Genomic DNA, 26924 nt, shown 5'->3' with positions numbered 1-26924 from the left:
TCTTGGGAGGGGACGAAAAAAGTGTAGCACAGCGTTTTTGCTTGCAGAGTTCGCCCCGGCGGGTGCGCTCGGAGAGCAATAAACTATGCAATAAAGTGTGGTTTCAATGCATCAATCAACGCCAATACATCTCGGGGTCGACGCAAGTAAGCACTGACTTGGGCGCTGTAACTTTCTCCACTGATGCACCAACTGCAAAAGTGTTCGCAGTTATTGGAGAACACCCGATAGCGGTTTTCACCGAGTCTTGAACGCGCCCGATCAACGATCTCACGGCTGGAATAGTTGCATTGCTCTTGAAACCGCCAGACCGGCTTGCCCAGAGCGAAGTGTTCCAGATCAGTCACTTCGATAGGACCCGATCTAAACGAGCTGCTGAAACCCGAGTAATGAGCCACCTCTCCGCCGCCCAGATAAATTCCATGGTGGATATAGAATCGGCGCGGACTGATCAAATGCGCACCGACGGGTATGCTGTCTGCGGACCTCTCGATATCGACCAGCTTCAACGGGACATCCACCATGCGCCCAGGCAGATTGCTGCCGTAACGGGCTGCGGAACACAGATGACGTTCAGGCAGCGGCACACTCAAGCGGTAGAAAACGCTCGTCGTTAACAGTGCCATGCCAATCAGTACTAACGAGCGTAGCGAGGACAACTTATCAACGGTGTTGAGCGTTAAATGATTCATGTTGAATACTCCGCAACCCTTGACCGGTACTCTATCGCGGGGCTGGCGGCGCTTCATTTGTACATGCGATTGGTTTAAGTGACCTCTTTATATACGGTCTTTAAACCTAAGTATGAATAACCTGTTAGGCAGGCCGTTGTCAGCCCAATGTTGGCGCTGACAAAGCTGGGTATGGCCTTCATTGCTGAGCGATGGGCAGCGTGAATTGCACAGTGGCGCCCCGAGGCTGGTTTGCGTGCGCCCGCAGGCAACCGCCGTGGGCCTCGATGATCGAACGACAGATTGACAATCCCAACCCCAGACCGGTGGGCTTGGTGGTATAGAACGAAGTGAAAACCAGATCGGTACTCTGCGAGGCGAAACCTGGCCCTGAATCGCTCACACTCACGACCACGTTTCCACCATCGCCCGGCGCCGCGCGGATCAGCAACTGCCGTTCACCTTCGCCGACAGCACTCATCGCCTCCAACGCATTCATGATCAGGTTGAGCAACACCTGCTGCAGCTCGACACGGTCGCCTTCGATGAAAGGCATACCGTCCATCAATTGCGTCTGTATTGAAGCACCGCTCTTGATGATCTGACTGCGGGTAAATTCGATCATCTCGCTGATCGCAGCGTTAATATCCACCAACCCCTTCTGCGGCGGCGCCTTGCGGATATGCCCGCGAATGCGGCCAAGCACATCCGCCGCTCGATTGGCATCGACGATCAGGCGACCAAGGACCTGCCGGACCTCCTCGATCTCCGGTGGTTGGGCGTTCAACCAGCGCAGCGCGGCATCAGCGTTGAGAATGGCCGCAGCGATCGGCTGATTGACTTCGTGGGCGATCGAGGCAACCAACTGCCCCATAGTCGCGACGCGGTTCGCGTGGGCCAGTTCGGTTTGCACCTCGCGATAGCGACGCTCGCTCTCACGGATTTTTTCCTCCGCCAGCTTGCGCTCGGTCAGGTCCAACACGAAGGCGACCCCTTCCCTGCTGCTGGCTTCGAACGTCACCAGCCCGACGATGACCGGCACGCGGCTGCCATCCTTCCTGAAATATTCCTTCTCATAGGGACTGGCTTGCCCGGTCAGCAGCGCCTGGGCCAACGAGCGCTCGCTGAGTTCGAGAAACTCCGGTACGGTCAGGTCTCTCCAGCGCAGACGGCCCGAGGTGAGGTCCTCTCGCGCATAGCCCACCATGCGCAGGAACGCATCATTGGCCTCAATGATGTCGCCCTCGGCATTCCAGAACAGAATCCCGATGATGTTGGCGTCCACTAGGCGCCGGATCTTCGCTTCGCGTTCGGCGACCTCGCGGTAAAGCCGGGCATTTTCCAACGAGATTGCCGCCCGGGAAGCCACCAGTTTCAACACGGCGATCCGGGTCGGGCTGAACACGCGGGCGGCAAGGTTGTTTTCCAGGTAGAGCGCGCCGACGAGCTTAGCCTGATTCATCAAGGGCAGACAGAGAATAGAACGAGCTTGTTGCTGACGGATGTAAGGATCTTCGGCAAACGTCCCGGCAACCAGCGCATCATCAAGAAAAACGGTCTCTTGGGTGCGCAGGACGTGATAAAGGATCGACTCTGGCAACAGCGTCGCGCTCACCGCAACGTCGTGCAATTGTGTGGTGTCGCCGCCGGTGGTGACCTGCGCCGCTACCCGGTACTCACCGCCGTCCGGGAGAATCAACAGCCCACGCTCGGCACCAGCCTGTTCAATCGCCGTGAACATGATCCTGTCGATCAGCTTCTCCAGGACGATTTCTCCCGACACGGCTTGGGAGACCTTGAGAACCGTGGCCAGATCAAGGTGGTCGACGAGAGTCGTCATCGTCGTCGGCCCAAGCGCAGGTTCTTCAGTGCTCAACGACGGGTACTTGCTCTCCAGATGTCGCACCTTGCCCTCGGCCCCCCAGCGCAGGTAACCGTAACGGGCGTCCTGCAGATAGACGCGAGCGACCTTGGCAAAGCCGCGCGCCGCGTAGAAGCGCGACGCCAGTTCATTGGCCAGCGCCTCGATATGCACGAAACCGCTCTGCTGCGCGGCGTCGATGGCTTGCTCGTAGAGTAGCTCGGCGTCGATCACGCGCCCTTCGACCCGGGCAATTTCGGCGCCGACCAGCGCGGCGCGACTCGCGAAGTTCTCCGGGCACTGCTGCGCCCAGGTCTGGAGCTGGCGGTGATCGGCGGCCATCGCGACCAGATACTGCCTCTGCTCATCCATTGGGGCGCTGTCACAGCAGGCGGCCCGCGCCAGGGCGCCATAGAAATGATATTCGGCTTCCTCAAAGAACGCCTGGCAAACCCAGAGCAAACGCTGCGCTTTGGTGGCCGCCTCAAGGGCCGATACAGGATCGTCGGCCAGATAGCGGGCCTGCAGTTTTCGGACCCAGTACAGACACTCAGCCAATACCAGATCCGGGTTGCTGGACAAGTGGGCTTCGGTGTCGATTTCGTTTGACGGGCCGCCATCCAGGCGGCCGAAGCCGCGGGTCAACCCTCGCAGCATCCGGATCAACGCCAATTGCGTGAGGATGAAATCGGTCACCAGCCCGAAGCGCACCTTCCTGGCATAGGCCAGGCCGCGTTCGGCCTCGTCCTGTACACCGGCCAGCGGCTCACCGGCGAAGAGCAGATCAGCGGTGAGGTTGTTGCCCGCGTAGGCGCCATAGGGCAGATCACCGATCCGGTTCGCCGCCACAAACGAGCGGCGCAACAGGTCTCGGCACTGCTCCACAGGCTTCATCCAGCGCACGGCAAAGCAGGAAAAGCACAAGTACGTGCTGGCCTCGAATCGCGTCAGACCGCGCTTTTCGACGAGTTCGCAGCCCAGCTGACCAAACCGCAAACCCACTTGGTAATCACCGAAACGTCTACCAGCGACCCTGAACAAATTGGCATAGAGCACACAGGACGCATCGCAGTTGCCATGCTCAAGACTCAGGTTGACCGCCTTGCAGATCAACAGGTCCGCCAGGTTCGCTTCGCTCTGCAAGGCTGGCGCGAAGAGCTTGCCCAGCGCGTCGAGGGTCGCCAGGGCGGTCGCGTCTTCCATCAGAGGCAAATCGATAAGCTCCTCAATGGTCCGTTCTCCCAGCAAAGTCCCGATTCGATCATACTCGTGGCGCACGTCATCGTCGCTCGGATGGGCCGACCATACGATCCCCACATGTCGCAGGTAGTCGAGACAGACAGCGACCGCACCGTCACTGCGATCCAGAAGCAGGTAGACGTCCATTAGCAGACAAGCGACGCTGGCGCGTTCGATCACCGTCACAGCACGCTTGGCCAGCGCACTCAGGCGCTCGTCCGCGACACTCAGTTGCCCGGAGAGAAACTCGCACTCGGCCCTGTTGAGTTCCAGGGCGAAGATCAACTCATGGTGAGCCCCCCAGGCATCGTCGCCCAGCATCTGCGCCCCGGCGGTGAGGTAGTTGAGCGCTGAAGCAAAGGCTGTCGACGCCTTGGCCCGTTGACCGGCCATCAGGTTGAACGCCGCCAGTTGCTCTCGCTCGTCCTGGTCAGTGAGCAACGCAGCGCCGCGATTAAGCTGGCCGACGATCTCGAAAATCGCTTCCTCGCGCTCCTGAGCGGACGTTTGCGCCACCAGCAGCCGACCGATACGCAAGTGAGCAGCGGCGCGCAAGTCGGCGGGGATCAGTGTGTAAGCGGCCTCGTGAATACGATCGTGAACAAACCCATAACCACCGTCGCGCCGCTCGACCAGTTCCTGGCGAGTCGCCTCCCAAAAAAGCGCGCGGACCTGAGCCTTGGGCACGCCCAGAGCGGTGGACAGCGCCTTGAACCCGGCGACGCTGCCCAGGCAGGCAAGCTGCTGCAACGCATCTTGCGTTTCGCTCGGCAAGCGAACCAGTTTGCCAACCATCAAGTCCACAATGTTGTCCGTGTAGCCCTTGGCATGAATACGATCGGGGTCCCACCACCACTGCCGAGTTTCATGATCGAAAGTCAGCAGTTGCTCATCGGCCAATGCTTGCAGAAACTGGATCACAAAGAACGGGTTGCCGGCGGTTTTATCCAGAACCAACTGCGCCAAGGGCTCGATGCGTTCAGGTTCGTCATGAAGCGCATCGCCGATCAGTTGCTCGACATGCACGTTGCCCAGCGGCGCCAGCGAGATCTCACCGATCTTGCCACCTGCGCGGCGAATGGCCTCGAGTTTGGCAGTCAACGGATGCGAGGCGTCCACCTCGTTGCTGCGGTATGCCCCTACCAGCATCAAATGCCGCACGTCCGAACTGGTCAACAGATCCGCCAGCAGGTCGAGCGTGGCAGCGTCGAGCCATTGCAGATCGTCGAGAAACAGCGCCAGCGGATGCTCCTGGCGGGCAAATACACCAATAAAATGCCGGAACACCAGAAGAAAACGGCGTTGCTCCTGTTGAGGATCAAGCGGCGGCACCGGCGGTGGCTCACCGATGATCAGCTTGAGCTCGGGAATGAGATCGGTCATCAGCCGCGCATTGGCAGCCAGCGCTTGCAGCAAAGCGTCACGCCAGCTCGCCAGTTCCGTGTCGTTCTTGCCCAACAGCGTGCGCACCAGGCTCTGAAAAGCCTGCACCAGCGTTGAATAGGGAACGTCACGCCGATACTGATCGAACTTGCCACTGGCAAAAAGCCCTCGTGGCGGCACCAGCACCTTGTGCAGCTCATTGACCACCGAGGACTTGCCAATACCGGAGTAACCCGTGACCAGCACCAGCTCCGGTGCACTGCTTTCAACGACCCGGGAGAACGCCGCAACCAGGGTAGCGACCTCACGCTCACGCCCGTAGAGCTTTTCCGGAATCAGCAGCCGCTCGGATGCCCCCTGCTCGCCCAGGACGAAGACATTGATCTGGCACAACTGCTGCCAGTCTGCCAGGCACCGTCGCAGATCATGCTCGACACTGGCGGCCGTCTGGTAACGTTCCTCGGCGGTCTTGGCGAGCAGCTTCATGACGATCCGAGAAAGCATTTGGGGAACAGAGGCGACCCGTTCGCGGGGTGACAAGGGCTTTTTGGCGATATGGCAGTGTACCCACTCCATCGGATCGGCTGCCGTGAACGGCAACGAGGCGGTCAACATCTGGTACAGCGTGACGCCGAAAGAATAGAGATCACAGCGCGAATCGATCGAGCGATTCATCCTGCCGGTCTGCTCCGGTGCCATATAGGCGAGCGTACCGGCCAGGGTCTCGGGCGCCTGCCGCTCCCGCGGCAGCCGCGAGGCAAGACCAAAGCCGGTAAGCCGGGCTTGCCCGTCGGTGCAGTTCACCAGGATATGGCTGGGCTTGATGTCCTTATGGACGAGGCCGCACTGGTGGAGCTTGCCCAGCGCCGAGGCGATGCTCACGGCGAGGGGTAAAAAGATTGCCGTGTCCATGGGGACGTTGAGCAACTGCACAAGCGGTTCGCCCCCTGGATCCTCGAGCACCAACTGCATTCGGGTGCCGTCGCGCACCATTTCCAGAGGCCGCACCGACCAGCTACTGTTCAGTTCATCCTTGAGACTAAACTCATGAGCCAGACGGTCAATACAGCCGGGAGGCGGTTGTTCGGCGGCAGGCCGCGCTATCAGGACGTTGCGATCGCCCTCTACGCCCAGTCGTGATTCGCGACAGAAAATTCGCTCGCCATCGTCCCATAATACTTGCATGTGGTTATCCATCGGCACGGATCAATCAGTTGTGTTATAGGCCGCACGCTGCCGTTGGGCTGTCGTCCTGTGTCATATCGCAAGTGCCGATGTCGTCGCGTGGGGCGGCTTCCGTGGCTTGGCTGGAGGACCGTTGATGAGGCTGTACCGGGATCCAGAACGGGTCGTGTTGTCAAAGCCTAGATTAGCGCCTCATCAAAGCCCTTCAAGTGATTTCATTGAGCGACAGCGGATTAATCGGCAATGCGCGCAGACCGGCGGTGGCGAATCTGCACCCGGCGATGGGCGCCAGTCTACGCAGGCAACCAGCCGAGGTCAGTTGTACCCGGGTACAGTGCAAGTATCCCCTGGGTTACGCGCCGCCGACCGTGAGTGAACGAATCAGGCCAACGTCGAGCCTTTAGTCTTAACACGCTATACGTAGGTATACTTTTACGCCCTTCGAGACCGCGTATCGTGTAATGACGACAGGCGCTGTCACGAGCGACCCACTATGCACGACACCCCAAAACGCAATACCGCGACGATAGCCGTCGTGGATGATGACGAATCCGTTCGGACAGCTCTGGAAGGCTTGTTGCGCTCCAGCGGCTATCAAGTCCAAACCTATCGCAACGCCCTGGCGTTCCTCGACGCCAACACCCTCGCAGAGACGCACTGCCTGATTTCCGATATCCAGATGCCGGGAATGAGCGGTGTGCAGTTGCACGAAAAACTGAACGCGATGGGTTTTCAGATCCCCACCATATTCATTACCGCTTACCCGCACCTGGGTGCCGACACACCGGGACTGGTTGCCTGCCTGCCCAAACCCTGTGAAGCCGGCCGATTGTTAGGCTGCATCGAAACTGCTGTGCTGCAACGGCACTGATCCCAGTAAGCCCCTCGCCCCTCCATACCTTCGTATATCTCCCCGCCACTGAGGTATGGCTTTGCTGAACCCATGTAGAAGTGCGCCTGCACGCCCGCGTCAATAACATGAATTCACAGCGAGCACGTCGCTGCCGAAGATTTATCGACGCCATGGCGCACGCTCGCCGGGCAACGCTGCAACCTTTCAGGAACAGGCAATGTCGGCTTTCAGAGAGTCACCCCCACGCATCCTGAAGTTCACGAGCGCAATCGCAACGCTTGGCGTGTTGTCCCTGGCCGGTTGTACGGCAGGCCCCGACTTCATGAAACCGGAAAGCGGGCTGAGGGCCGTAGAGCTGGCACCGCGGCCAGAACACGCGAATGTCGCCCCCATGTCCGACGCGGCAGTGCCCTCCCAATGGTGGTTGCTGTTCAACGACACGTTACTCGCCCAACTGCAATCGCGTGCCCAAGCGGGCAATCTTGATTTACAGATAGCCGGCGAACGCATTGAACAAAGCCGAGCGCAACTGGGCATCGCCTCTTCGCGCCTGTTACCCAGCGTGGATGCCAACGCCAGCTACGCCCGTGAGAGGCTCAGCGAACATGGCAAGTTCGCCGCGCTGGGTGCGCCTGTGGGCCCCGGCAATTTCTGGCAACTAGGCTTCGATGCCAGTTGGGAAATCGACCTTTGGGGCCGAGCGCAACGCGGGCGCGAGGGCGCTGCGGCGACCCTGCAAGCCACCATCCATGATCGCGAAGCCGCACGGGTAGCCTTGTCCGCCGAAGTGGCCAGAACTTATTTGCAATTGCGCGGAACCCAGGCGCAACTGGACATCGCCCAGCAAAACCTGACGATTGCCGAGCGCACGCTGGGGCTTGCCGAAAGCCGTGAGCGCAATGGTGTTGCCACGCGCTTCGAAACCTCGTCCGCTCGCGCGCAATTGGCGACAATCAAGGCCACGGTTCCCGAACTGACCCAACAACGCAATGCACAGATGAACGCACTGGCGTTGCTGCTGGGAGAGCAGCCCCGCGCACTGGATGTACAACTGCGTCAAGCCATGCCCTTGCCGTCGCTTCCAACCCACGTTCCGGTTGGCGTCTCTTCCGAATTGGCTCACCGACGCCCCGACATCCAGCGTGCCGAAGCGCAGCTGCATGCCGCTACCGCAGCCATCGGTGTCGCCAAGGCTGACTTTTACCCGCGTATCGGGCTCAAAGGTCGAATCGGCGTGGAAGCCTTCGAAAGCGGTGATCTCTCCAGTTGGGACTCCCGTGTTTTTTCCATCGGCCCGACGGTCTACTTGCCGATCTTCCAGGGCGGACGATTGACGCAACGCCTGGCCTTGAACGAATCACGGCAAAGAACGGCGGCGATCACCTATCGGCATACCGTATTGCGAGCCTGGCACGAGGTGGACAATGCCCTGGATGCCTGGGCTGCCCAACAGCGCCAGCACGAGGATTTGCTGGTTTCCTATGAACAGAACCGGCAGGCATTACGTGCCGCCGAACGAGGCTATGAACAAGGTGCAGCCGACTATCTGAGCGTGCTGACCGCGCAACTCAACCTGCTTGCCAGTCAGACCCACCTCAATGCCAGCGCAACCGACGCCACGCTCACCGTGGTCAATCTCTACAAGTCGCTGGGGGGTGGTTGGGAGGCGGCGAGACTGCAGAGCACGCCGCAAGCGAGCATCGATGAGTCGCCCGCGTCTTCATCGGATGACCCGCTGGTCCGTGTCTCGCCTCGCTCAGCTCGCTCAAGGGCCGCCCCATGAACAGCGCCACATTGTTGCCAGCAACCGTCACGGCCAGCATAGCCCCCCAGGCCACGCCTTCAAAACGTCCGCTGGTGGGTCTGCTGGGGATTTTCATCGCCGCGATGATGGCTGGGTTGAATATCCGGGTCGGCGCATTGGCGTTGGCTGACATCAGGGGGGCCATGGGCCTGGGCTTCGACGACGGCTCGTGGTTAACCACGGCGTACAGTGCCGGGGAGTTGATTGCCATGCCCTTTTCAGCCTGGTTCGCCATTACCCTTTCAGTACGACGCCTGGAACTGTGGATGCTCGGCATCTGTGCACTGCTGGCGGCAATCCTGCCCTTGATCCATAACCTGGACCTGCTGCTGGCCTTGCGTTTTGTGCAAGGCATTGCCAGCGGCACGACGATTCCGTTGCTGATGATGGCGGCCCTGAAATTCCTGCCACCGCCCATCCGCCTATATGGTTTGGCGCTGTATGCGATGACCGCGACCTTCGCGCCCAATCTGTCCATCTGGTTGACCGGACACTGGACCGATGGTCTGAATGATTGGCGGTGGGTGTATTGGCAAATCATTCCCCTGGCGCTCATCGCGGGATGCCTGATCGCCTGGGGCCTGCCGAAGGAATCCATCCAGCAGCACCGTTTTCCACAGGCCAACTGGTTCGGCATGGCTTGCGGTGTACCGGCGCTCGGCCTGATTGCCATCGCCCTGGATCAAGGTGTACGGCTGGACTGGTTTCATTCGCCGTTGATCATCTCATCGCTAGTGGCTGGCCTGGCCCTGTTGGCTATCTACCTGGTGAGCGAGTGGTATCACCCTTCACCGTTCATCAAGTTGCAAATCCTGGGACGCCGCAACCTGGGACTGGGCTGCACGCTGTTCGTTTCCCTGCTGGTAGTGTTGATGTCCAGTTCACTGTTACCGGCAAGCTATCTCACCCCGCTTCAGCAGTATCGACCGTTGCAGATGGCGTCCATCGGCCTGATCGTCGCGCTGCCACAACTGATCCTTGGGCCGTTGGTGGCGCTGCTGCTGTACCAGAAGTGGGTTGATGCCCGCGTGGTATTCGCGTTGGGGCTGCTGCTGATCGCGCTGGCGTGTCTGTGCGGCGCGCAGTTGACCAGCGAATGGAATCGCGACCAGTTCGTCCTGGCGCAAACACTGCAAGCCCTTGGGCAACCGATGGCGGTGGTGTCGATGCTGTTCCTGATCACCAGCGTGGTACAGCCCTCCGAAGGACCTTATGTGTCCGGCACCATCAATACGCTACGCGCCTTCGGCTCGCTGATCGGCGCGGCGGCGGTCACCCAACTGATCACCGTGCGCAGTCGTTTCCATGGGGAAATGTTGCTGGACCAAACCGCCCTGGTCAGCAACATCTCTGCGGTTGCGCCTGAGCCGGCACAGCTGATGGGCATCATCAGCCAGCAGGCGCTGGTGCTGTCGATCGCCGACGCCTATCGCGTACTGGGTTTGCTCGCGCTGTTGCTGATTCCTCTCGTGCTGCGGCTGACCTGCATCCCCCCGCCTGTCACGCAAGTAGCCCCGTCACCTTCCTCCTCACACGGGTAACCCACCATGGCCTTACCAAAGAAAGCCCAGATCATCAGTGCCGTGTTGCTCGTCGGGGCAATCGGCGGCGTGCTGTATTTCAATCGTCCCGAATCCAGTGCATCGATCCAGTCCACGGACGATGCGTACGTCCACGCGGACTTCACCACGGTCGCGCCGCAGGTATCGGGCACGGTTGAGACGGTGCTGGTCGAAGACAATCAGCCGGTCAACAAAGGCGACCTGCTGGCAACCCTCGATGACCGTGATTTCGTTGCCGCCGTGAACGCCGCCAAAGCCCAGCTCGCCAGCGCCCGTGCCGGAGTCGCCAGCTTGCAAGCACACCTGATCCAACAGGACACCGTCATACGCCAGGCACAGGCAGCGGTCGCCGCGGACGAGGCTGCGCTCAAGTTGGCCAAGGTCAATCATGCCCGTTATCGCAACCTGGCCACCGACGGCTCGGGAACCGTGCAAGCGCAGCAACAGGCCGAAGCGCAATTGAGCGTGCAACTGGCCAGTCGGGATAAAAGCCAGGCGGGTCTTCAGGCGGCTCGCCAGCAGGTAGACGTTCTCAAGGCCGACCTGGAAAAAGCCAAGGCAACCCTCGCCCACGCGCAGGCTGCGCTGGACCTCGCGAGACTGAAGCTGTCCTATACCCGAATCACCGCACCGATCAGCGGCACGATCGGGCAAAAATCGGTGCGCATCGGGGCTTTCGTCAACGCGGGAAAACCTTTGCTGGCAATCGTTCCGCTGGAGGCCGTGTACATCAGCGCGAACTTTCGCGAGACACAACTGGCCCGCGTCAAGACAGGTCAAACCGTGGAAATCGAGGTGGATGCGTTACCGGGCGAGGCGCTGCAAGGCACCGTACAAAGCCTGGGACCGGCCAGCGGCGTCAGCTACTCGACCGTGGCACCGCACAATGCCACGGGCAACTTCACCAAGATCGTCCAACGCTTGCCGGTGCGCATCCGCATCGATCCCGACCAGAGCGCTGCGGCAAAACTGCGGGTAGGCATGTCGGTCACACCGAGTATTCGTATCGGTGAATGATAGCTGGGACTGCCGGGTGCGAAGCGGCCGGAATTTTGCTCGGATGACTTGCGGCAGAGGGATCTGATCCGGATGGGGTATGCACGGCCAGAATCGCCTCCCCCCTCAGTGGCTAGTCGTAAAACGGCTCGACCAAGGTCCGACTGCCAAGAAAAAAGCTGTCCGCCACCAGACGCAACGGCTGCAGGTCCAGGTCGCTGGCCTGGTCAGCAATCAACTGCTGGAAATGCCGATACACCGCCGCGTATTCACCTTCCTGGGAAACGGTCTGGCGAACGCCGTCGATGCTCAGCACTGCCCCACCGTTGTCCAGGCGCAGGAGGCCTTCGGTGCAGCGAATCTCGATGCTCCAGAGTTCGTCGTGACCGTGGTCGAAATCGAACTCCGCACGGACATCCAGGTGTTGCGCGTCGGACATCTTGATGCTGGCGGCGATCGGCGATTGGCAGTTACTCGGCACGCGCAGTTCGGCGGACTCAACGAACAGCGGCAGCGCCAGCAGATGGGTCACGATTGAAAACGCGTTGATGCCGGGATCGAATACACCCAGGCCTCCAGGCTGCCAGATCCAGGCCTGGCCGGGGTGCCACTTGCGTACGTCTTCCTTCCAGTCGATCTTGACGCTTTGCAGGGTGCGGCTGGCGAGCCAGTCACGGGCCGCCTCGATGCCGGGCGCGTAGCGTGAATGCCAGGCGAACAGACCACTGACACCTTGCTCGCGTACCTGATCCACCAACGCCATCGCTTCACCCAGCGTGGCGCAGGGCGGCTTTTCTACCAGCACGTGTTTGCCCGCGGCCAACGCTTGTTGCACCAATGCGAATCGCCCTTGCGGCGGTGTGCAAAACGCAATCGCATCGACCTGCGGGCCGTTTTCAAGCAGCTCGCCCAGGGACCGGAAATTCTCCACACCGGCGCAGGGCTGCCCTTGGGTGGCGACAGACACCAACTGGAACGCAGGGTTGGCGAGGATAGCGGGAACGTGTTGATCCTGGGCAATCTTGCCGTAGCCCACCAGACCGAGACGAATCGGTTGCATCGATGACTCCTGATTATTTTTGTACTTTTGATGGGCCAGCAAACTAGCGGTAAATCGCGTGGCCGACAATGGCTCGCCACACATGCGCTTGATTGTCGTGGGCGCTACAGCACACGCTTCACGCCTGCCGCGGTTCGCAGGGCGCGCTCATGACGTTGGCAATCCTGCCCAAGAACGGCTCCAGGCGTTCACCCGGCGCGTCGTGCTCCACCACCAGGGCGGTGACTTCTTCACACGACGCCACCTGATAGTGGGCAATGCTGGAGAGTTTTTCATTGGTCACGGCCACCACCACCTGACCGCTCGCCGCGACGACCGCGCGCTTGAACTCCGCGTCATCCAGGCCGAACGCTGTGATGCCATTGTCCGGGTCGATGGCGCAAGCGCCGAGAAAACACAGGTCAACATTGAACTGCCGCAGTTGCTGCACAGCCGCCAGCCCGATCACTCCGCCCGACGCCGTGTTCACGCGTCCGCCCAACAGGATCACCTCGGCGCAGGGCAGCTTCATCAGTTGCACGGCAATCAACGGCGAATTGGTGCTCAGCGTCAACTTAAGGCGTGGATCGATGGCGCCGGCAATCGCCAGGTTGGTCGAGCCGGCATCGATGAACACATGCTGGCCCGCCCTCAGCAACGAGGCCGCCGCCAGGCCGAGACTGTCCTTGCGCTCGACGTTCTGCCGTACTCGAACGGCCATCGGCCGTTCCACGGCCGGCAACAGGATCGCGCCGCCATAGACGCGCTTGCATAACCCCGCAGCCGCCAATACGCCAAGATCGCGCCGTATCGAGTGCTCGGAGACATTGAATTCGCTGGCCAGATCGGCCGCAATCACCCGACCATACAGGGCCAGACGCTCGCTGATCCGTTGCTGGCGTTCACCGGGGAACACTTCGTGAGTTGAAGTCATGGCATCTATAACCTTCATAAACGAGCACTAATTATCACTAACGAGCAAATATGCCGATTGCAGAGCCTCTCGTCAAACCTCAACGCCGGGGCAGCGGACCCAAGTGAATCTGCCCCCTCTTCCCCACAGGCAAAAAAAACCCCGCCACCGAATGCGGTGCGGGGTAAAAAAATGGTTGGTTGCGGCCAACCAAAGGAGCACGGTGAAAAACCTGTACGGGCCGGCCTCAGATGCAGTCCTGTGCGGCACGTTCAAAACTCGAAGGCAGGAAGCTGGAAGCCAACAGACGCCGCTCGTAGATGAATACCTTGCCACCGTTCCCGGCCTTGTAGGCTTCCAGCACGTTGTCCGCAGACACCTTGCTTGGCACCACGATCCGGTAGCTGCGTTGGGACTGGGAGACGGTCGGGCTCATCGCGTGGTCTTGCAATTTCGGCACGACACAGTCGGCGTACTGGGCCGGCGTCTTGCTGGTCTGCAAGGTCAGGGTCGGGTCGTTCGGCGCGCTGGCACAACCGGCGAGCAACAAGGAGGCAAACGCCATGGAAGACGCAAATAAAAGGCGCATTGGTCTGGTCCTGAAAATAAAAGGTTGGTTCATCAGGCAACGGAACTGCGTTACGGGTTGCCGCCACTGCCAGGTGCATCGGGTGTGTGGCGGTCAGATGAGTGAAACCTCATCGCCCCAACTGCTTGAGTTACCTGTTCGATGGGGGGGATTTTCCAGGCATTGCCGACAAAACAGAACTTGTGTTTCGTAATGATCACTATTGCTTCCAGCAATAGTTGCGGGCGGTGAAGACCGGTTCAGTGGCCTGTGCCGCCCCCTGCTGATATTCGCGGGGCGTACAGCCAAACTCTCGACGAAACACCGTGTGCAGGTACTGCGCCGATTTGAAGCCGCAGTTCTGGGCGATGTCGGCAATCGCCGAGTCGGTGTTTTCCAAGCCCTGGGCGGCCGCTGCCAGTTTGAAGCGCAGGATCTCGTCGTGCACGCTGCAGCCCCGCGCCTTGCGAAAGTGCGCTTCCAGGGAGGAGCGCGACACGCCCACATAGGCCGCCACCTGAGCGGTCTTGATGCCCTGGCAGGCATATTGGCGAATGAACAGCAGCGCTTGCATGACGTAAGGGTTGCCTAACGGTTGGTGCAGACTCGAGGCCTGGACGTTGATCGCATCCGGAGGTATCAGCACCTGCGTGCCCGTGGACGGCATGCCGTGCAGCATCTGATGGAGCAGGCGCGCGGCGGTCCGGCCCATGGTTTCGGTGCCCTGGATCACCGAACTCAGCGGCACCCGCGTCAGGGTGCGGGTCAGGGGGTCGTTGTCGATGCCGATCAGTGCCACCTGCTCCGGCACGGCGATTCCGGCGGTCAGGCAGGCCTGCAGCAGTTGCCGGGCACGGGCGTCACTGACGGCGATGATACCGATGGGTTTGGGCAGGCTTTGCAGCCAGGCGATCTGTTGTTCGACGGCGCTGTCCCAGAGCGGCGCGCTGGTGCCCATGCCGCGATAGACCTCAGCGTGCAGACCATCGCGTTGCAGCAGCCGGCGAAAGGCGTTTTCCCGTTCCTGGGCCCAGCGATTGGCTTGTGCTTGCGGCAGGCTGAAGCAGGCAAAGCGCGTCAACCCGGCCTCGATCAGGTGCTCGTACGCCAGCTTCATCAAGGCCTCATTGTCGGTGGCGACATAGGGAATGCCCTTCGGATAAGCGCGCTCATCCTGGTAAGAGCCGCCCACCGCCACCACCGGCAAGCCGATCCCGGTCAGCGCTTCGCCGATCAGCGGGTCATCGAAGTCGGCAATGATCCCGTCGCCCTGCCAGCGTTCGATGCCTTTCAACCGACAGAGAAAATCTTCTTCAAGGAACAGGTCCCAGGACGCGCGGGTGCTGCTCAGGTAGTTGCCGATGCCGCTGATGATGCCTCGGTCGTAGATCTTGCTGCCGTTGAACAACAACGCAATGCGGTGAACGGGCGGGACGGTTTTCATGGTTTTTACCCTGGGCCGATGACCACAGACTAGGCGCGTGACCGTCGGATCTCAATACTCAAAATCGCACTGTGCCTTGGTGATTTTCATAATCAGCGGCCACCGGGCCGGCGTTAGTATCGATACACCGCCAAGAACAATAAGGAAATCGCCCATGTCGTACTTTCCCGCCATCGACAAGGTTCGCTACGAAGGCCCCGCCAGCGACTCGCCTCTTGCTTTTCGCCACTACGACGCCGACAAACTCGTGCTCGGCAAGCCCATGCGCGAGCACCTGCGCATGGCGGTGTGCTACTGGCATACCTTTGTCTGGCCGGGATCCGATGTGTTCGGCGCCGGCACCTTCCAACGCCCGTGGCAGCATGCCGGCGACCCGATGGAACTGGCCATCGGCAAGGCCGAAGCGGCCTTCGAGTTCTTCTCCAAACTGGGCATCGACTACTACTGCTTTCATGACACCGATGTCGCCCCGGAAGGCCACTCGCTGAAGGAGTATCGCAACCACTTCGCGCAGATGGTCGACCACCTGGAGCGTCACCAGGAACAAACCGGGATCAAGCTGCTGTGGGGCACCGCCAACTGCTTCAGCAACCCGCGCTTTGCCGCAGGCGCCGCCAGCAACCCGGACCCGCAAGTGTTCGCCTGCGCCGCCGCCCAAGTGTTCAGCGCGATGAACGCCACCCTGCGTCTCAAGGGGGCCAACTACGTGTTGTGGGGCGGTCGTGAAGGTTACGAGACCCTGCTCAATACCGATCTGAAACGCGAGCGCGAACAACTGGGCCGCTTCATGGGCATGGTGGTCGAGCACAAGCACAAGATCGGTTTCAAGGGCGATCTGCTGATCGAACCCAAGCCGCAGGAACCGACCAAGCACCAATACGATTACGACAGCGCCACGGTGTTCGGCTTCCTGCAACAGTTCGGCCTGGAAAAGGAGATCAAGGTCAACATCGAGGCCAACCATGCGACCCTGGCCGGGCACAGTTTCCATCATGAGATCGCCACAGCCGTCTCCCTGGGGATCTTCGGCAGCATCGACGCCAACCGTGGCGATCCGCAGAACGGCTGGGACACTGACCAGTTCCCCAACAGCGTCGAAGAGATGACCCTGGCCACCTATGAAATCCTCAAGGCCGGCGGGTTCAGCAATGGCGGCTTCAACTTCGACTCCAAGGTCCGTCGTCAGAGCCTGGACGAGATTGACCTGTTCCACGGCCACGTCGCGGCCATGGACGTCCTCGCCCTGGCCCTGGAACGTGCAGCGGCGATGGTGCAGAACGACCGCCTCCAGCAGTTCAAGGACCAACGCTACGCCGGCTGGCAGCAACCGTTCGGTCAGGCGGTGCTGGCGGGTGAGTTCAGCCTCGCTTCACTGGCCGAACACGCCTTCGACAACGAGCTCAATCCGCAGGCTGTGAGTGGTCGGCAAGAAATGCTCGAAAACGTGGTCAACCGGTTCATCTACCCCTGACACCAGGCCCCGTTCGCTGCGCAGAGGTTGTTACATTCTCGCGACAAATCTCTGCTCGCGGCACGCCGGGAGTCTCTACAGTTCTACCCGCATCACGTTCATCGTCAGGCAGTGTCTTTCGAACAACAATAAAAGGACGCACCACCATGAAAAAACTGAAACTCACGCTGCTCGCCGGCGCCCTCGCCCTGCTCTCGCTTCCGGTCATGGCCGACGCCACCAACCCGAAAATCGGTTTCTCCATCGATGATCTGCGCCTGGAACGCTGGTCGCGGGACCGTGACTATTTCGTCGCGGCGGCGGAAAAAATGGACGCCAAAGTCTTCGTCCAGTCGGCCGATGCCAACGAGCAGAAACAGATTTCCCAGATCGAAAACCTCATCTCCCGGGGCGTCGATGTGATCGTCATCGTGCCGTTCAACGCCACCGTGTTGACCAATGCCGTGGCCGAAGCCAAGAAGGCCGGGATCAAGGTGGTGTCCTATGACCGCCTGATCCTCAATGCCGACATCGACGCCTACATTTCCTTCGATAACGAAAAAGTCGGCGAGATGCAGGCCAGCGGCGTGTTGAAAGCAGCGCCCAAGGGCAACTACTTCTTGCTCGGCGGCGCGCCCACGGACAACAACGCCAAGGTCCTGCGCGAAGGCCAGATGAAAGTGCTGCAACCGGCTATCGACAAGGGCGATATCAAGATTGTCGGGCAACAGTGGGTCAAGGAATGGAACCCCACCGAAGCCTTGAGCATCGTTGAAAACGCCCTGACCCGTAACGACAACAAGATCGATGGCATCGTCGCCTCCAACGACGCCACCGCAGGCGGTGCCATCCAGGCACTGGCCGCGCAGAAAATGGCCGGCAAGGTGCCGATCTCGGGCCAGGACGCCGACCTGGCGGCGGTCAAGCGGGTGATCGATGGCACCCAGACCATGACCGTCTACAAGCCGCTGAAACTGATCGCCACCGAAGCGGCCAAGCTCTCGGTGCAACTGGCGCGTAACGAGAAACCCACCTACACCTCGCAATACGACAATGGCAGCAAGAAAGTCGACACCATCCTGCTCACCCCGACCCCGTTGACCAAGGACAACATCGACCTGCTGGAAAAAGATGGGTTCTATACCAAGGCGCAGATCGCTGGGCAGTGATCCTGGGACAACCCTGGGTGAATGAGACCTGTGGGAGCGAACCTGCTCGCGATAGCGGTGGTTCAGCTTGCATCGATGTTGTATGTGCTGCTGCCATCGCGAGCAGGCTCGCTCCCACAGGGGCTTTGCTTGGCTAGCTGCATCTGAGATGCCTGGCCCCAGGGCTGTCACCACCTCTGCCTATGTGTGAGCCCTTTTCATATGAGCCCTCGCCATGTCCGACTACCTGCTGCAAATGAACGGCATCGTCAAAAGCTTCGGCGGTGTCAAAGCCCTCAATGGCATCGACATCAAGGTCAGGCCGGGTGAATGCGTCGGCCTGTGCGGTGAGAACGGCGCCGGTAAATCCACGCTGATGAAAGTCCTGTCGGCGGTCTACCCGTACGGCACCTGGGACGGTGAAATTGTCTGGGACGGACAGCCGCTCAAGGCGCAGTCCATCAGCGAAACCGAAGCCGCCGGGATCGTCATCATTCATCAGGAACTGACCCTGGTCCCCGACCTGTCGGTGGCCGAAAACATCTTCATGGGCCATGAGCTGACGCTGCCCGGCGGACGCATGAACTACCCGGCAATGATCCACCGTGCCGAAGCCCTGATGCGTGAACTCAAGGTGCCGGACATGAACGTCTCGCTGCCGGTTTCACAATACGGCGGGGGTTACCAGCAGTTGGTGGAAATCGCCAAGGCGCTGAACAAACAGGCGCGCCTGCTGATTCTCGATGAACCCTCCTCGGCCCTGACCCGCTCGGAAATCGAGGTGCTGCTGGACATCATCCGCGACCTCAAGGCCAAGGGCGTCGCCTGCGTGTACATCTCCCATAAGCTCGATGAAGTGGCCGCCGTGTGCGACACCATTTCGGTGATCCGCGACGGCAAACACATCGCCACTACCGCCATGACCGACATGGACATCCCGAAGATCATCACCCAGATGGTCGGACGAGAAATGAGCAACCTCTACCCCACCGAACCCCATGACATCGGCGAGGTGATTTTCGAGGCGCGCCATATCACTTGCTACGACGTCGACAACCCCAAACGCAAACGAGTCGACGACATTTCATTCGTCCTCAAGCGCGGGGAAATCCTCGGCATCGCCGGGCTGGTCGGCGCCGGCCGCACGGAACTGGTGTCGGCACTGTTCGGCGCCTACCCCGGCCGCCATGAAGGCGAAGTCTGGCTCGACGGCCAACCGATCGACACGCGCACGCCCCTCAAGTCAATCCGCGCAGGCCTGTGCATGGTGCCTGAAGACCGCAAGCGCCAAGGCATCATTCCCGACCTGGGGGTGGGCCAGAACATCACCCTGGCGGTGCTGGACAACTACTCGAAAATGACCCGTATCGACACCGAAGCGGAGTTGGGCAGCATCGACCGGGAAATCTCGCGCATGCACCTTAAGACCGCGAGCCCGTTCCTGCCAATCACCAGCCTCTCCGGCGGCAACCAGCAAAAAGCCGTGCTGGCCAAAATGCTGCTGACCCAACCGCGCGTGCTGATTCTCGATGAGCCGACCCGGGGCGTGGATGTCGGCGCCAAGTACGAGATCTACAAGCTGATGGGCGCGCTGGCCGCCGAAGGCGTGTCGATCGTCATGGTGTCCTCGGAACTGGCCGAAGTGCTGGGGGTGTCCGACCGCGTGCTGGTGATCGGCGAAGGCCAATTGCGCGGTGACTTCATCAACCACGAACTCACACAGGAACAGGTGCTCGCCGCCGCCCTCAGCCACCCCGAAGACCATAACAATAATGATCGGAAGTCCGCGTAGATGAATCAGGTCAAGCAACTCTTCAGCCGCTACAAAATGCTCGCGCTGGTGATCGCCGTGGCGGTGATCTGGCTGTTTTTCAGTTGGCAGACCGAGGGCGGGTTCCTGACCCCGCGCAACCTCTCCAACCTGCTGCGGCAGATGTCCATCACCGGGATTCTGGCCTGCGGCATGGTGCTGGTGATCATCAGCGGCGAGATCGATCTGTCGGTGGGTTCACTGCTTGGATTGCTCGGTGGCCTGGCGGCGATTCTCGACGTGATCTATCACATCCCGCTGCTGGCGAACCTGAGCCTGGTCGCCTTGTGCGGCCTGGTGATTGGCCTGGGTAACGGCTACATGACCGCCTACCTGCGCATCCCGTCGTTCATTGTCGGCCTGGGCGGCATGCTCGCCTTTCGCGGCATTCTGCTGGGGATTACCGACGGCACCACCATCGCCCCGGTGTCACCGGAGCTGGTCTACATCGGCCAGGGTTATTTGCCGCACTCCGTCGGCACGGGCCTGGGCGTGCTGCTGTTTGCCTTGACCCTGTTCCTGACCTGGAAACAGCGGCGCAATCGCGCCCTGCATGGCCTGGCGGCCCACTCTCTGGTGCGTGACGTCTTGCGCGTGGTGCTGATCGGCGCGGTACTGGCCGGGTTCGTCTATACCCTCAACAGCTACGACGGGATTCCGGTTCCCGTGCTGCTTCTGCTGATGCTGCTCGGCGTGTTCAGCTACGTCACCAGCCAGACCGTGTTTGGGCGACGGGTCTACTCGGTGGGCAGCAACATGGAAGCCACGCGCCTGTCCGGCATCAACGTGCAGGCGGTGAAGCTGTGGATCTTCGGCATCATGGGCGTGATGTGCGCCCTGGCGGGCGTGGTCAACACCGCACGCCTGGCCGCGGGCTCCCCCTCGGCCGGCAGCATGGGTGAACTCGACGCCATTGCCGCCTGCTTCATCGGCGGCACCTCCATGCGCGGCGGCTCCGGCACCGTCTACGGCGCCCTGCTCGGCGCGCTGGTGATCACCAGCCTGGACAACGGCATGTCCATGCTCGACGTCGACAGTTACTGGCAGATGATCGTCAAGGGCAGCATTCTGGTGCTGGCGGTGTGGGTGGATGTGAGTACACGCACGGGGCGGCGCTAGTGGTTAGGCGCTCACCTATGGTGGGAGCAAGGCTTGCCCGCGATGAAGATGACGCGGTCTTCCGGGGGGCCGAGGTGCCTGCATCGCGAGCAAGCTTTGCTCCCACAGAAAGCCGTGCACTCACAGCGGTGCGGCAAAAGGTGATCCGAAAATCTCGTAGGAATTTACCTCTGTGGCGACGGGGCCTTGCTTGCGCAAGGTGTTTCCTGTCTTATCGAAGATCGGCTCGGATTGGGCCGTTCCTACTTTAACAAGGAGTGACTGCATGGAAGTCCACACTCAGCTACAGCCCTGCGATTGCGCGAATATGGAAGACATCCGCCGCGAGATCGATGCCCTTGACCAGGCCGTTATCAAACTGCTGGGCCAACGCTTTCAGTACGTACTGGCAGCGTCGAAGTTCAAGACCTCAGCCACGGCGGTGCGTGCGCCGGAGCGCTTCCAGGCCATGCTGGCGACCCGGCGTCAATGGGCCGAGGCCGAGGGCCTTAGCCCGGATGCGATCGAGAAAATGTACAGCGACCTGGTGAATCACTTCATCGCCCAGGAGATGGAACACTGGACGGCTCTTCGATCCGGGACCTGATCGACACGACAAGCGCCCTGCGCTCAGGCCCAGGCAACCGTCAACAGGCCGGCGCCAAGCACGACACATAACGGTGAATAGACCCAGGTGTCGAGCTTGGCGAACGTCGAGCCCTTGACCTCCTTGAAGAAACCCACCAGGTTCGATTCGCCAATGGCGCGGGCGAACATCAGCAAGGCGATTGCGCTGATCAGCCATTGCAACGCTCGATGGGTGACGGGCGGTGCCAGCAAGCCGACCCGCAGGCACACCAGAACTGCAATCAGCAGCAACGCGAGGGCCACCAGCAGCGTCAGCCATCCCGATGGGTTGAACGCCGGACGCAGCGACTCTCCTTGCCTCACCGGAACCTGAGGCACGACCGCCAGGGCCGCCCATCGCCCGCCCAGGGCCCAATACAAATGAATCAAGCTGATGGTCGCAAATACTGCGACCAGCGACCGAGCCACTAAAAGCGTCATTCGCCAGCCTCCTTGAAAGGTTGAACAATCATCCTAGCTCGAATTCGGCATTTCGCCGCACGGGCGCAGACTGCCGGTTTTCGGCGAATGACGCATTGCTCAAGATCAAGAGTTCAACCTGGCGCGCTACAGACCGGCGGCGACTTTGTCGGCAACCTCCTTGGGCACCCAGGCCTGCCAGACCTGTGGATGGGCCTTGAGGAACGCCTCGGCGGCTTCACGCGGCGGTGTGTGCTTTTCGCTCATGTCGGCCAGGGCCTTGTTCAACGGCTCGATCGGCAGATCAACTTTACTGAAGAACTCGGCAATGTCCGGGTGTTGCTTCTGAAACGGCGCGGATACGCCAATCGACAGCTTCGAGGCCAGGGAGCGGGTTGGCTTGGGGTTGGGGTTGTCGGCATCGGTCAGGGTTTTCCAGGCCTCGGCATCGAACGCAGGCTCTTGCAACTGCACCAACTTGAAACGTCCCAGCAGCGGTGTAGGCGACCAGTAGTAAAACAGGATCGGCTTGCCCCGGCGGATCGACGAGCTGATCTCCGCATCCAGCGCCGCCCCCGAACCACTCCGGAAATTCACATAGCTGTCGGACAACCCATAGGCCTTGAGCTTCTGCTTGTTGACCACTTCGGAGGTCCAGCCGATGGGGCTGTTGAGGAAGCGACCCTTGCTGGGGCTTTCCGGGTCTTTGAAGACATGCTTGTAGCGCGCCAGGTCTTCGACGCTGCGCAAATCCGGCGCCAGAGGCTTGATGCCCCGGGCCGGGTCGCCCTTGATCACATACTCCGGGACCCACCAGCCTTCGGTCGCACCCTTGACGGTATCGCCCAAGGCTATCACCTTGCCTTCGGCCTCGGCCTTGACCCACACCGGGCTGCGACCGGCCCATTCTTCCCCGATCACCTGGATGTCGTTGTTGGCCAGCGCCGTTTCCAGGGTAATGGTGGTGCCCGGCAATGTGTCGGTCGGCAGCCCATAACCCTTTTCGACGATGACCCGCAGGATATCGGTGATCAGACTGCCGCTTTCCCAATTCAGGTCGGCAAAATGGATCGGCGCCTGCGCGGCCGATGCCGGAAGTGACGAAACCAACACCGCACAGGTGGCCCAGGCAACCAACCACTGTCGAACTCGTTTCATGCGTTGCACCTCGTACCAGACACAGCGATAGCTCAACGGTCCTGCGTAACCGGACGCAAGCCTCTGAATAATTCAGTCAACTGACTGTAGCCGAGGTTCCACGCAGACCTTACGAAAACCGTTGGCAGGGCGCAAAACCCGAACGCTGTGTCAGCCCGCCTATCACATCCATCGGGCAGACGAGGTGCACATCACTCGCTGGCCTTGAAGGTGACGAGTTCACCTTTGCGCCACTTGGCGGCTTTGGCGGTCACGGCCTTGAGGGTCTTGGTCAGGCCCTCGTGCAACTGCTCGTTGGCGGCGAAAACAGTCAGCACGCTGTGCCCTTCCTTGAACAGGATCGCGTGGCCACCGGGGGTGGCCACGAAGGCGTAATCCCCAAGGCCATAGACCGTCAGCTTGATATCGCGAAAGCGGATTTCAAACTTGCCACCTTCACGACTGGGCAATACCGCTGCACGAAAATGATCACCGACTTTGAGTTCAAGCCTGGGTTTGTCATCGACCACCAGGGCCGATTCAGTATCGATTTCGGCAACATAAATACCTTCGGCGGTTTGCTCGGTGATGTAGACGAAGCGCGACTGGAACTGCTTGACCAGCTTTGCCCGCAGATCACCAAGTACGAATAACGCATGCATGTCGAGATTACTTACTGCCAAGGAAACATCCCCATCTTTGTAAACGGCCCGCCCTCTGAAAAGGACGGACCACGAGAACCCGTGCCGACTGTGTGTGTCGCAGTGGACCTGTAACTGAAAATTCGAAGTGAACGGCGTGCCCTGCCCCGGGGCGAGAGAAGACTAAAGGATTGCCACTCTCGCCGTCTTTCCCGCGGGGTCGTCAGAGGCTGAAGGAAAACGCCACTCTGAGCATCGGAAAAGGTGGGACTACTAACTTTAGGGAAATTTCTCACTTAGAAAAGCATTTTTCTGACATCGAGGGCAAAAAAAATTGCTTTAGATAGACACAGCCATCCACACGGTGCTGCCGATTCTAGAGCAGCCGCAGGCGTGGAGACTACTCAAAACACTCGGTAATTCGTCGGTAAACCATAGAAAAGGAATTCACATGGCCACTTTCACAACCCTGACCCACCCACTCACCCCTTGCATCGCTGACAAGCCTGACGGGTTTGACCAAGTCCATTACCTGCCGGTTTCTTTGTTTCAACCGCGATATCGGGTGGTTCTGGCCGGTAAGTGCTTTTTCCATATTGAAGAAACCTCGACTGGCCGTGTAAGAGGTTTCCGTACCGATCATAACGAGGCCTGTTACCTGGCCAGGCGTCTGGAACGAAGCGTTTGACCTGAGATACCACACGCCCATCACTTAACTCAGCCGCGACAGGCAACTGCTGCCATACTGCCTGCCCAGCGAAGACCGTCCCCCATTGACGATCGCGCACCCATACTATGACTTGTGAAGGAAAGGCGCGACGTGACGGAATTTGATATTGGCGAGTTTTTCATCCGGGGTGAGGCCAGAGAGGTCGAAGGCGAATTCCAGGCTGTCATCGTGATGCGCGCCAAGCCCCCCTTGACCACCACCCGTTATCATCAGGTGGAAAAGGATCGCTGGTTCAAAACCCCCGAACTCGCCGCCGAGGCTGCGCGGGCAGCGGCAAAAGCCCTGAAACTCGCGGTGGATGAAGGCGCGTTGAAAGCCTGAACCCGATCGAACTCCTGACGGGCGTTTGCCTCAGATAAAGGGAAGCAACCGAGGCGCCATGACGGCGCCCGCCCAAAGGAGAACCCCATGGAACAGCCCTCGCACGAACTGAGTACCTTGTTCGATCAACTCGGCCTGCCTTCGGATGACAAAGCCATTGATGACTTCATCATGGCCCATCCGCTGGAGCCGGAGATCAAACTGGTGGAGGCCGACTTCTGGTCGGAGCAACAGAAAGATCTACTGCGCGAATGGCTGCTCGCTGACGGCGAGGAGGCAGTGCTGGTGGATCAATTGAATGTCCGCTTGCACGACGGTAAATAACCCTCAACCCTTTAACCCCTGTGACAAGGGAGCTTGCTTCCGCTCGGCTGCGCAGCAGCCGTGCCCAGCCCCCCCCCAGCGCGGGCCAGCCTAGCGCGGCTTCTCGGGCTTATAACCCAGCCGCAAACCACCCCAATGACGCCCCTTGAGCATGATCGGCACGGAAAGGTCATGCATCAGCTCACCTGTGTCTCGAGTGTAGGTCTGCAACAGCACGGGCTGCTGGTGGCTACCGCAACGAATCCCGGTGCGGTCGGAGAATTTGCGTTTAGTGCGATTGTTCACCGTGTCCACTTGCGGATCACCGGTCAGGGGTTGGCTGAAGACCTTGTTGTGGGTCGGTACATAACCTTCCTGAGTACAAGCAATGGCGAATACCAGGCCCTCGTGCCGGGCGAGCAAAGGTTCCTGGATAGCCGGCAGGACCTGATCGGTGTAGCGGTCGAAACGGGTCTGGAACTTGGCGGGCTGGGTATTGGGGATGGGCTGGTAGCTGCGGTCGAACAGGTCCTCCAGGCTGACACGCCCCTGGTCAATGTCTGCCTCGAACTGGGCCGCGATCTGGCTCGCCCCTTCCCGCGCCAGGTCGTAGACCCGTTGGTGATAATCGTCCAGGCCAACCTCAGCCAGGCGTTCGCTGATGGTTTCGGCCTGGCCCTCCATTTGCACTGCCGCTTGGGCCAGGCGCTGGGTCTGCTGGTCGCTGATGGACAGGTCACTGCGCATCTGTTCGATGGCGTGAAACAGGCTGTCGAGTTGTTCGCGATTGGTGTCAGTGCCTTGGGCGATGGCACTGACCTGGGTTTCAACGCCGGCCGCCAGCCGGGCTATGTTTTCCAGGTGCTGACCGGTGTGCTCGACCTGCTGCACGCCACTGTCCAGGTCGCTGGCCAGTTGCCGGATCTGCTCCACCACCTGGGCGGTGCGCTGCTGGATATCCGCAACCATGACCCCGACCTCGCCGGTGGCCGCGGCCGTACGCCCGGCCAGTCCACGGACCTCGTCCGCCACCACCGCGAAGCCGCGACCGTGCTCACCGGCCCGTGCAGCTTCGATGGCCGCGTTGAGCGCCAGGAGGTTGGTCTGGCTGGCGATCGACTGAATCACCAGGCTGACCCGCTGGATTTCATCGCTGCGCACGCTCAGCGCCTCGATCAACTCGCGGCTGTCGTTCGCGCGCTGGCTGAGCTGATGCATCCGGCTGATGGACTCCACCAGTTCGCTGCGCCCGGCAACGCTGCTGCGATGGGCCTCACTGGCGGCACTCAGGGCCTGCTGGCTGAGTTGCGAGGTGGCCTGTTCAGTGGTGATCATCGATTCGGCATTACCGACGATCTGCGCCGCCGCGTCGAGCTGCGACTGGACCTTGCCAGCCAGTTGCTTGACCGAATAGGCGACGCCGGCCGCCGACAACGCGTTATGGCTGGTGGTGTAGGACAGATCACGGGTCAGCTCGGCCAACTTGTCCGCGGCTACCGGCTCAGGCGCAGCGGCCAGGCGCGAGCGCAGGCGCGGCAGCCAGACGATGAGCATCGCCAGGGGCAGGCCCAGATACAACGACCAGCCGCCCAACGTCATGCCGCACAGCAGCAATGTCAGCGCCAGACTCTGCAAGGTCGGCGTCAACCAGCGCGCCATGCTGTTGGTTACAGGCACCTGCACCTGCGCCGCATTCGCCACGGAACCGTCTGTCGCCATGT

Annotated in this window: 22 protein-coding genes; 12 read left to right on the top strand and 10 right to left on the bottom strand. The window is 60.5% G+C overall.

Annotation, left to right across the window (positions count from 1 at the left end; all coding sequences use genetic code 11):
* Nucleotides 1–83 precede the first annotated feature (83 nt).
* Nucleotides 84–692 carry a lecithin retinol acyltransferase family protein gene (locus AC3I65_RS10550; RefSeq protein ID WP_139050502.1) on the bottom strand — a complete coding sequence of 203 codons (609 nt, stop codon included), beginning with the start codon at nucleotides 690–692 and terminating at the stop codon, nucleotides 84–86.
* A 178-nt stretch (nucleotides 693–870) separates the two neighbouring features.
* Nucleotides 871–6339 (bottom strand): trifunctional serine/threonine-protein kinase/ATP-binding protein/sensor histidine kinase, encoded by a 5469-nt coding sequence (locus AC3I65_RS10545; protein ID WP_488523702.1) that lies wholly within the window; start codon nucleotides 6337–6339, stop codon nucleotides 871–873.
* Between the two features lie 493 nt (nucleotides 6340–6832).
* On the opposite strand from AC3I65_RS10545, the gene AC3I65_RS10540 reads away from it, so the two are divergent.
* The 4 genes from AC3I65_RS10540 (at nucleotide 6833) to AC3I65_RS10525 (ending at nucleotide 11575) form a co-directional block, all read left to right on the top strand.
* A complete protein-coding gene (locus AC3I65_RS10540; protein WP_107321664.1) occupies nucleotides 6833–7210 on the top strand; it encodes a response regulator transcription factor in 378 nt (125 codons plus the stop codon).
* Between the two features lie 199 nt (nucleotides 7211–7409).
* Nucleotides 7410–8975 (top strand): efflux transporter outer membrane subunit, encoded by a 1566-nt coding sequence (locus tag AC3I65_RS10535; RefSeq protein WP_488523701.1) that lies wholly within the window; start codon nucleotides 7410–7412, stop codon nucleotides 8973–8975.
* On the top strand, nucleotides 8972–10537 hold the full coding sequence (locus AC3I65_RS10530; protein WP_188251643.1) for an MFS transporter: 1566 nt from the start codon (nucleotides 8972–8974) through the stop codon (nucleotides 10535–10537). The genes AC3I65_RS10535 and AC3I65_RS10530 overlap by 4 nt, the downstream gene beginning before the upstream one ends.
* A 6-nt stretch (nucleotides 10538–10543) precedes the next feature.
* Nucleotides 10544–11575 carry an HlyD family secretion protein gene (locus tag AC3I65_RS10525; protein WP_107321661.1) on the top strand — a complete coding sequence of 344 codons (1032 nt, stop codon included), beginning with the start codon at nucleotides 10544–10546 and terminating at the stop codon, nucleotides 11573–11575.
* Between the two features lie 112 nt (nucleotides 11576–11687).
* Here the strand turns inward: AC3I65_RS10525 and AC3I65_RS10520 are convergent, their stop codons facing one another.
* The 4 genes from AC3I65_RS10520 to AC3I65_RS10505 form a co-directional block, all read right to left on the bottom strand.
* On the bottom strand, nucleotides 11688–12614 hold the full coding sequence (locus tag AC3I65_RS10520; protein ID WP_047228922.1) for a Gfo/Idh/MocA family protein: 927 nt from the start codon (nucleotides 12612–12614) through the stop codon (nucleotides 11688–11690).
* 118 nt (nucleotides 12615–12732) lie between these two features.
* A complete protein-coding gene (locus AC3I65_RS10515; protein ID WP_076385256.1) occupies nucleotides 12733–13527 on the bottom strand; it encodes a DeoR/GlpR family DNA-binding transcription regulator in 795 nt (264 codons plus the stop codon).
* Nucleotides 13528–13753: 226 nt separating this feature from the next.
* Nucleotides 13754–14095 carry a lipoprotein gene (locus AC3I65_RS10510; protein WP_047228920.1) on the bottom strand — a complete coding sequence of 114 codons (342 nt, stop codon included), beginning with the start codon at nucleotides 14093–14095 and terminating at the stop codon, nucleotides 13754–13756.
* A gap of 199 nt (nucleotides 14096–14294) precedes the next feature.
* On the bottom strand, nucleotides 14295–15518 hold the full coding sequence (locus AC3I65_RS10505) for a XylR family transcriptional regulator (protein ID WP_488523700.1): 1224 nt from the start codon (nucleotides 15516–15518) through the stop codon (nucleotides 14295–14297).
* A 154-nt stretch (nucleotides 15519–15672) separates the two neighbouring features.
* Between AC3I65_RS10505 and xylA the strand changes: the two genes are divergently transcribed.
* The 5 genes from xylA (at nucleotide 15673) to AC3I65_RS10480 (ending at nucleotide 21631) form a co-directional block, all read left to right on the top strand.
* Nucleotides 15673–16989: a xylose isomerase gene (gene xylA, locus AC3I65_RS10500; protein ID WP_047228918.1), complete on the top strand. Its 1317-nt coding sequence runs from the start codon at nucleotides 15673–15675 to the stop codon at nucleotides 16987–16989.
* 146 nt (nucleotides 16990–17135) lie between these two features.
* Nucleotides 17136–18137 carry a D-xylose ABC transporter substrate-binding protein gene (gene xylF / locus AC3I65_RS10495; protein ID WP_047228917.1) on the top strand — a complete coding sequence of 334 codons (1002 nt, stop codon included), beginning with the start codon at nucleotides 17136–17138 and terminating at the stop codon, nucleotides 18135–18137.
* 214 nt (nucleotides 18138–18351) lie between these two features.
* Nucleotides 18352–19908, top strand: coding sequence for a D-xylose ABC transporter ATP-binding protein (gene xylG / locus AC3I65_RS10490; protein ID WP_488523699.1), 1557 nt, complete (start codon nucleotides 18352–18354; stop codon nucleotides 19906–19908).
* Nucleotides 19909–21045 carry a sugar ABC transporter permease gene (locus tag AC3I65_RS10485; protein WP_047228915.1) on the top strand — a complete coding sequence of 379 codons (1137 nt, stop codon included), beginning with the start codon at nucleotides 19909–19911 and terminating at the stop codon, nucleotides 21043–21045.
* 265 nt (nucleotides 21046–21310) lie between these two features.
* Nucleotides 21311–21631, top strand: coding sequence for an isochorismate lyase (locus AC3I65_RS10480; RefSeq protein ID WP_139050512.1), 321 nt, complete (start codon nucleotides 21311–21313; stop codon nucleotides 21629–21631).
* 23 nt (nucleotides 21632–21654) lie between these two features.
* Here AC3I65_RS10480 and AC3I65_RS10475 read toward each other — a convergent pair whose 3' ends face one another.
* The 3 genes from AC3I65_RS10475 to AC3I65_RS10465 form a co-directional block, all read right to left on the bottom strand.
* Nucleotides 21655–22092 (bottom strand): DUF3995 domain-containing protein, encoded by a 438-nt coding sequence (locus AC3I65_RS10475; protein WP_047230212.1) that lies wholly within the window; start codon nucleotides 22090–22092, stop codon nucleotides 21655–21657.
* 126 nt (nucleotides 22093–22218) lie between these two features.
* Nucleotides 22219–23229, bottom strand: a complete 1011-nt coding sequence (locus AC3I65_RS10470; RefSeq protein ID WP_454864835.1) for an ABC transporter substrate-binding protein — start codon at nucleotides 23227–23229, stop codon at nucleotides 22219–22221.
* A 191-nt stretch (nucleotides 23230–23420) separates the two neighbouring features.
* Nucleotides 23421–23870 (bottom strand): hypothetical protein, encoded by a 450-nt coding sequence (locus AC3I65_RS10465; RefSeq protein WP_047230210.1) that lies wholly within the window; start codon nucleotides 23868–23870, stop codon nucleotides 23421–23423.
* A gap of 430 nt (nucleotides 23871–24300) precedes the next feature.
* Between AC3I65_RS10465 and AC3I65_RS10460 the strand changes: the two genes are divergently transcribed.
* From AC3I65_RS10460 to AC3I65_RS10450, 3 genes are all read left to right on the top strand, one after another.
* The gene (locus AC3I65_RS10460) at nucleotides 24301–24537 is read left to right on the top strand and encodes a hypothetical protein (protein ID WP_454864836.1); all 237 of its coding nucleotides are present in this window, start codon (nucleotides 24301–24303) and stop codon (nucleotides 24535–24537) included.
* Between the two features lie 132 nt (nucleotides 24538–24669).
* Entirely contained in the window at nucleotides 24670–24900 is a 231-nt protein-coding gene (locus AC3I65_RS10455) for a hypothetical protein (protein WP_047230209.1), read from the top strand.
* An 87-nt stretch (nucleotides 24901–24987) separates the two neighbouring features.
* Entirely contained in the window at nucleotides 24988–25224 is a 237-nt protein-coding gene (locus tag AC3I65_RS10450; protein WP_047230208.1) for a DUF2789 family protein, read from the top strand.
* Between the two features lie 90 nt (nucleotides 25225–25314).
* On the opposite strand, the gene AC3I65_RS10445 is transcribed toward AC3I65_RS10450, so the two are convergent.
* On the bottom strand, nucleotides 25315–26538 hold the full coding sequence (locus AC3I65_RS10445) for a methyl-accepting chemotaxis protein (protein ID WP_370695191.1): 1224 nt from the start codon (nucleotides 26536–26538) through the stop codon (nucleotides 25315–25317).
* Nucleotides 26539–26924: the final 386 nt, after the last annotated feature.

It is taken from the genome of Pseudomonas sp. N-1-13, from assembly GCF_057787095.1.
Note: the sequence above shows the minus strand (reverse complement) of the source record. Positions and strands in the feature narration are given on the sequence as shown.

Bases quoted from the DNA above. Each gene is read 5' to 3' on its own strand.
- AC3I65_RS10545 (WP_488523702.1), bottom strand. From the start codon at position 6,339: ATGCAAGTATTATGGGACGATGGCGAGCGAATTTTCTGTCGCGAATCA.
- xylA (WP_047228918.1), top strand. From the start codon at position 15,673: ATGTCGTACTTTCCCGCCATCGACAAGGTTCGCTACGAAGGCCCCGCC.
- AC3I65_RS10550 (WP_139050502.1), bottom strand. From the start codon at position 692: ATGAATCATTTAACGCTCAACACCGTTGATAAGTTGTCCTCGCTACGC.
- AC3I65_RS10460 (WP_454864836.1), top strand. From the start codon at position 24,301: ATGGCCACTTTCACAACCCTGACCCACCCACTCACCCCTTGCATCGCT.
- xylG (WP_488523699.1), top strand. From the start codon at position 18,352: ATGTCCGACTACCTGCTGCAAATGAACGGCATCGTCAAAAGCTTCGGC.
- AC3I65_RS10525 (WP_107321661.1), top strand. From the start codon at position 10,544: ATGGCCTTACCAAAGAAAGCCCAGATCATCAGTGCCGTGTTGCTCGTC.
- AC3I65_RS10480 (WP_139050512.1), top strand. From the start codon at position 21,311: ATGGAAGTCCACACTCAGCTACAGCCCTGCGATTGCGCGAATATGGAA.
- AC3I65_RS10535 (WP_488523701.1), top strand. From the start codon at position 7,410: ATGTCGGCTTTCAGAGAGTCACCCCCACGCATCCTGAAGTTCACGAGC.
- AC3I65_RS10465 (WP_047230210.1), bottom strand. From the start codon at position 23,870: ATGCATGCGTTATTCGTACTTGGTGATCTGCGGGCAAAGCTGGTCAAG.
- AC3I65_RS10530 (WP_188251643.1), top strand. From the start codon at position 8,972: ATGAACAGCGCCACATTGTTGCCAGCAACCGTCACGGCCAGCATAGCC.
- AC3I65_RS10515 (WP_076385256.1), bottom strand. From the start codon at position 13,527: ATGACTTCAACTCACGAAGTGTTCCCCGGTGAACGCCAGCAACGGATC.
- AC3I65_RS10510 (WP_047228920.1), bottom strand. From the start codon at position 14,095: ATGCGCCTTTTATTTGCGTCTTCCATGGCGTTTGCCTCCTTGTTGCTC.
- xylF (WP_047228917.1), top strand. From the start codon at position 17,136: ATGAAAAAACTGAAACTCACGCTGCTCGCCGGCGCCCTCGCCCTGCTC.
- AC3I65_RS10475 (WP_047230212.1), bottom strand. From the start codon at position 22,092: ATGACGCTTTTAGTGGCTCGGTCGCTGGTCGCAGTATTTGCGACCATC.
- AC3I65_RS10485 (WP_047228915.1), top strand. From the start codon at position 19,909: ATGAATCAGGTCAAGCAACTCTTCAGCCGCTACAAAATGCTCGCGCTG.
- AC3I65_RS10540 (WP_107321664.1), top strand. From the start codon at position 6,833: ATGCACGACACCCCAAAACGCAATACCGCGACGATAGCCGTCGTGGAT.
- AC3I65_RS10470 (WP_454864835.1), bottom strand. From the start codon at position 23,229: ATGAAACGAGTTCGACAGTGGTTGGTTGCCTGGGCCACCTGTGCGGTG.
- AC3I65_RS10450 (WP_047230208.1), top strand. From the start codon at position 24,988: ATGGAACAGCCCTCGCACGAACTGAGTACCTTGTTCGATCAACTCGGC.
- AC3I65_RS10520 (WP_047228922.1), bottom strand. From the start codon at position 12,614: ATGCAACCGATTCGTCTCGGTCTGGTGGGCTACGGCAAGATTGCCCAG.
- AC3I65_RS10445 (WP_370695191.1), bottom strand. From the start codon at position 26,538: ATGATCACCACTGAACAGGCCACCTCGCAACTCAGCCAGCAGGCCCTG.
- AC3I65_RS10505 (WP_488523700.1), bottom strand. From the start codon at position 15,518: ATGAAAACCGTCCCGCCCGTTCACCGCATTGCGTTGTTGTTCAACGGC.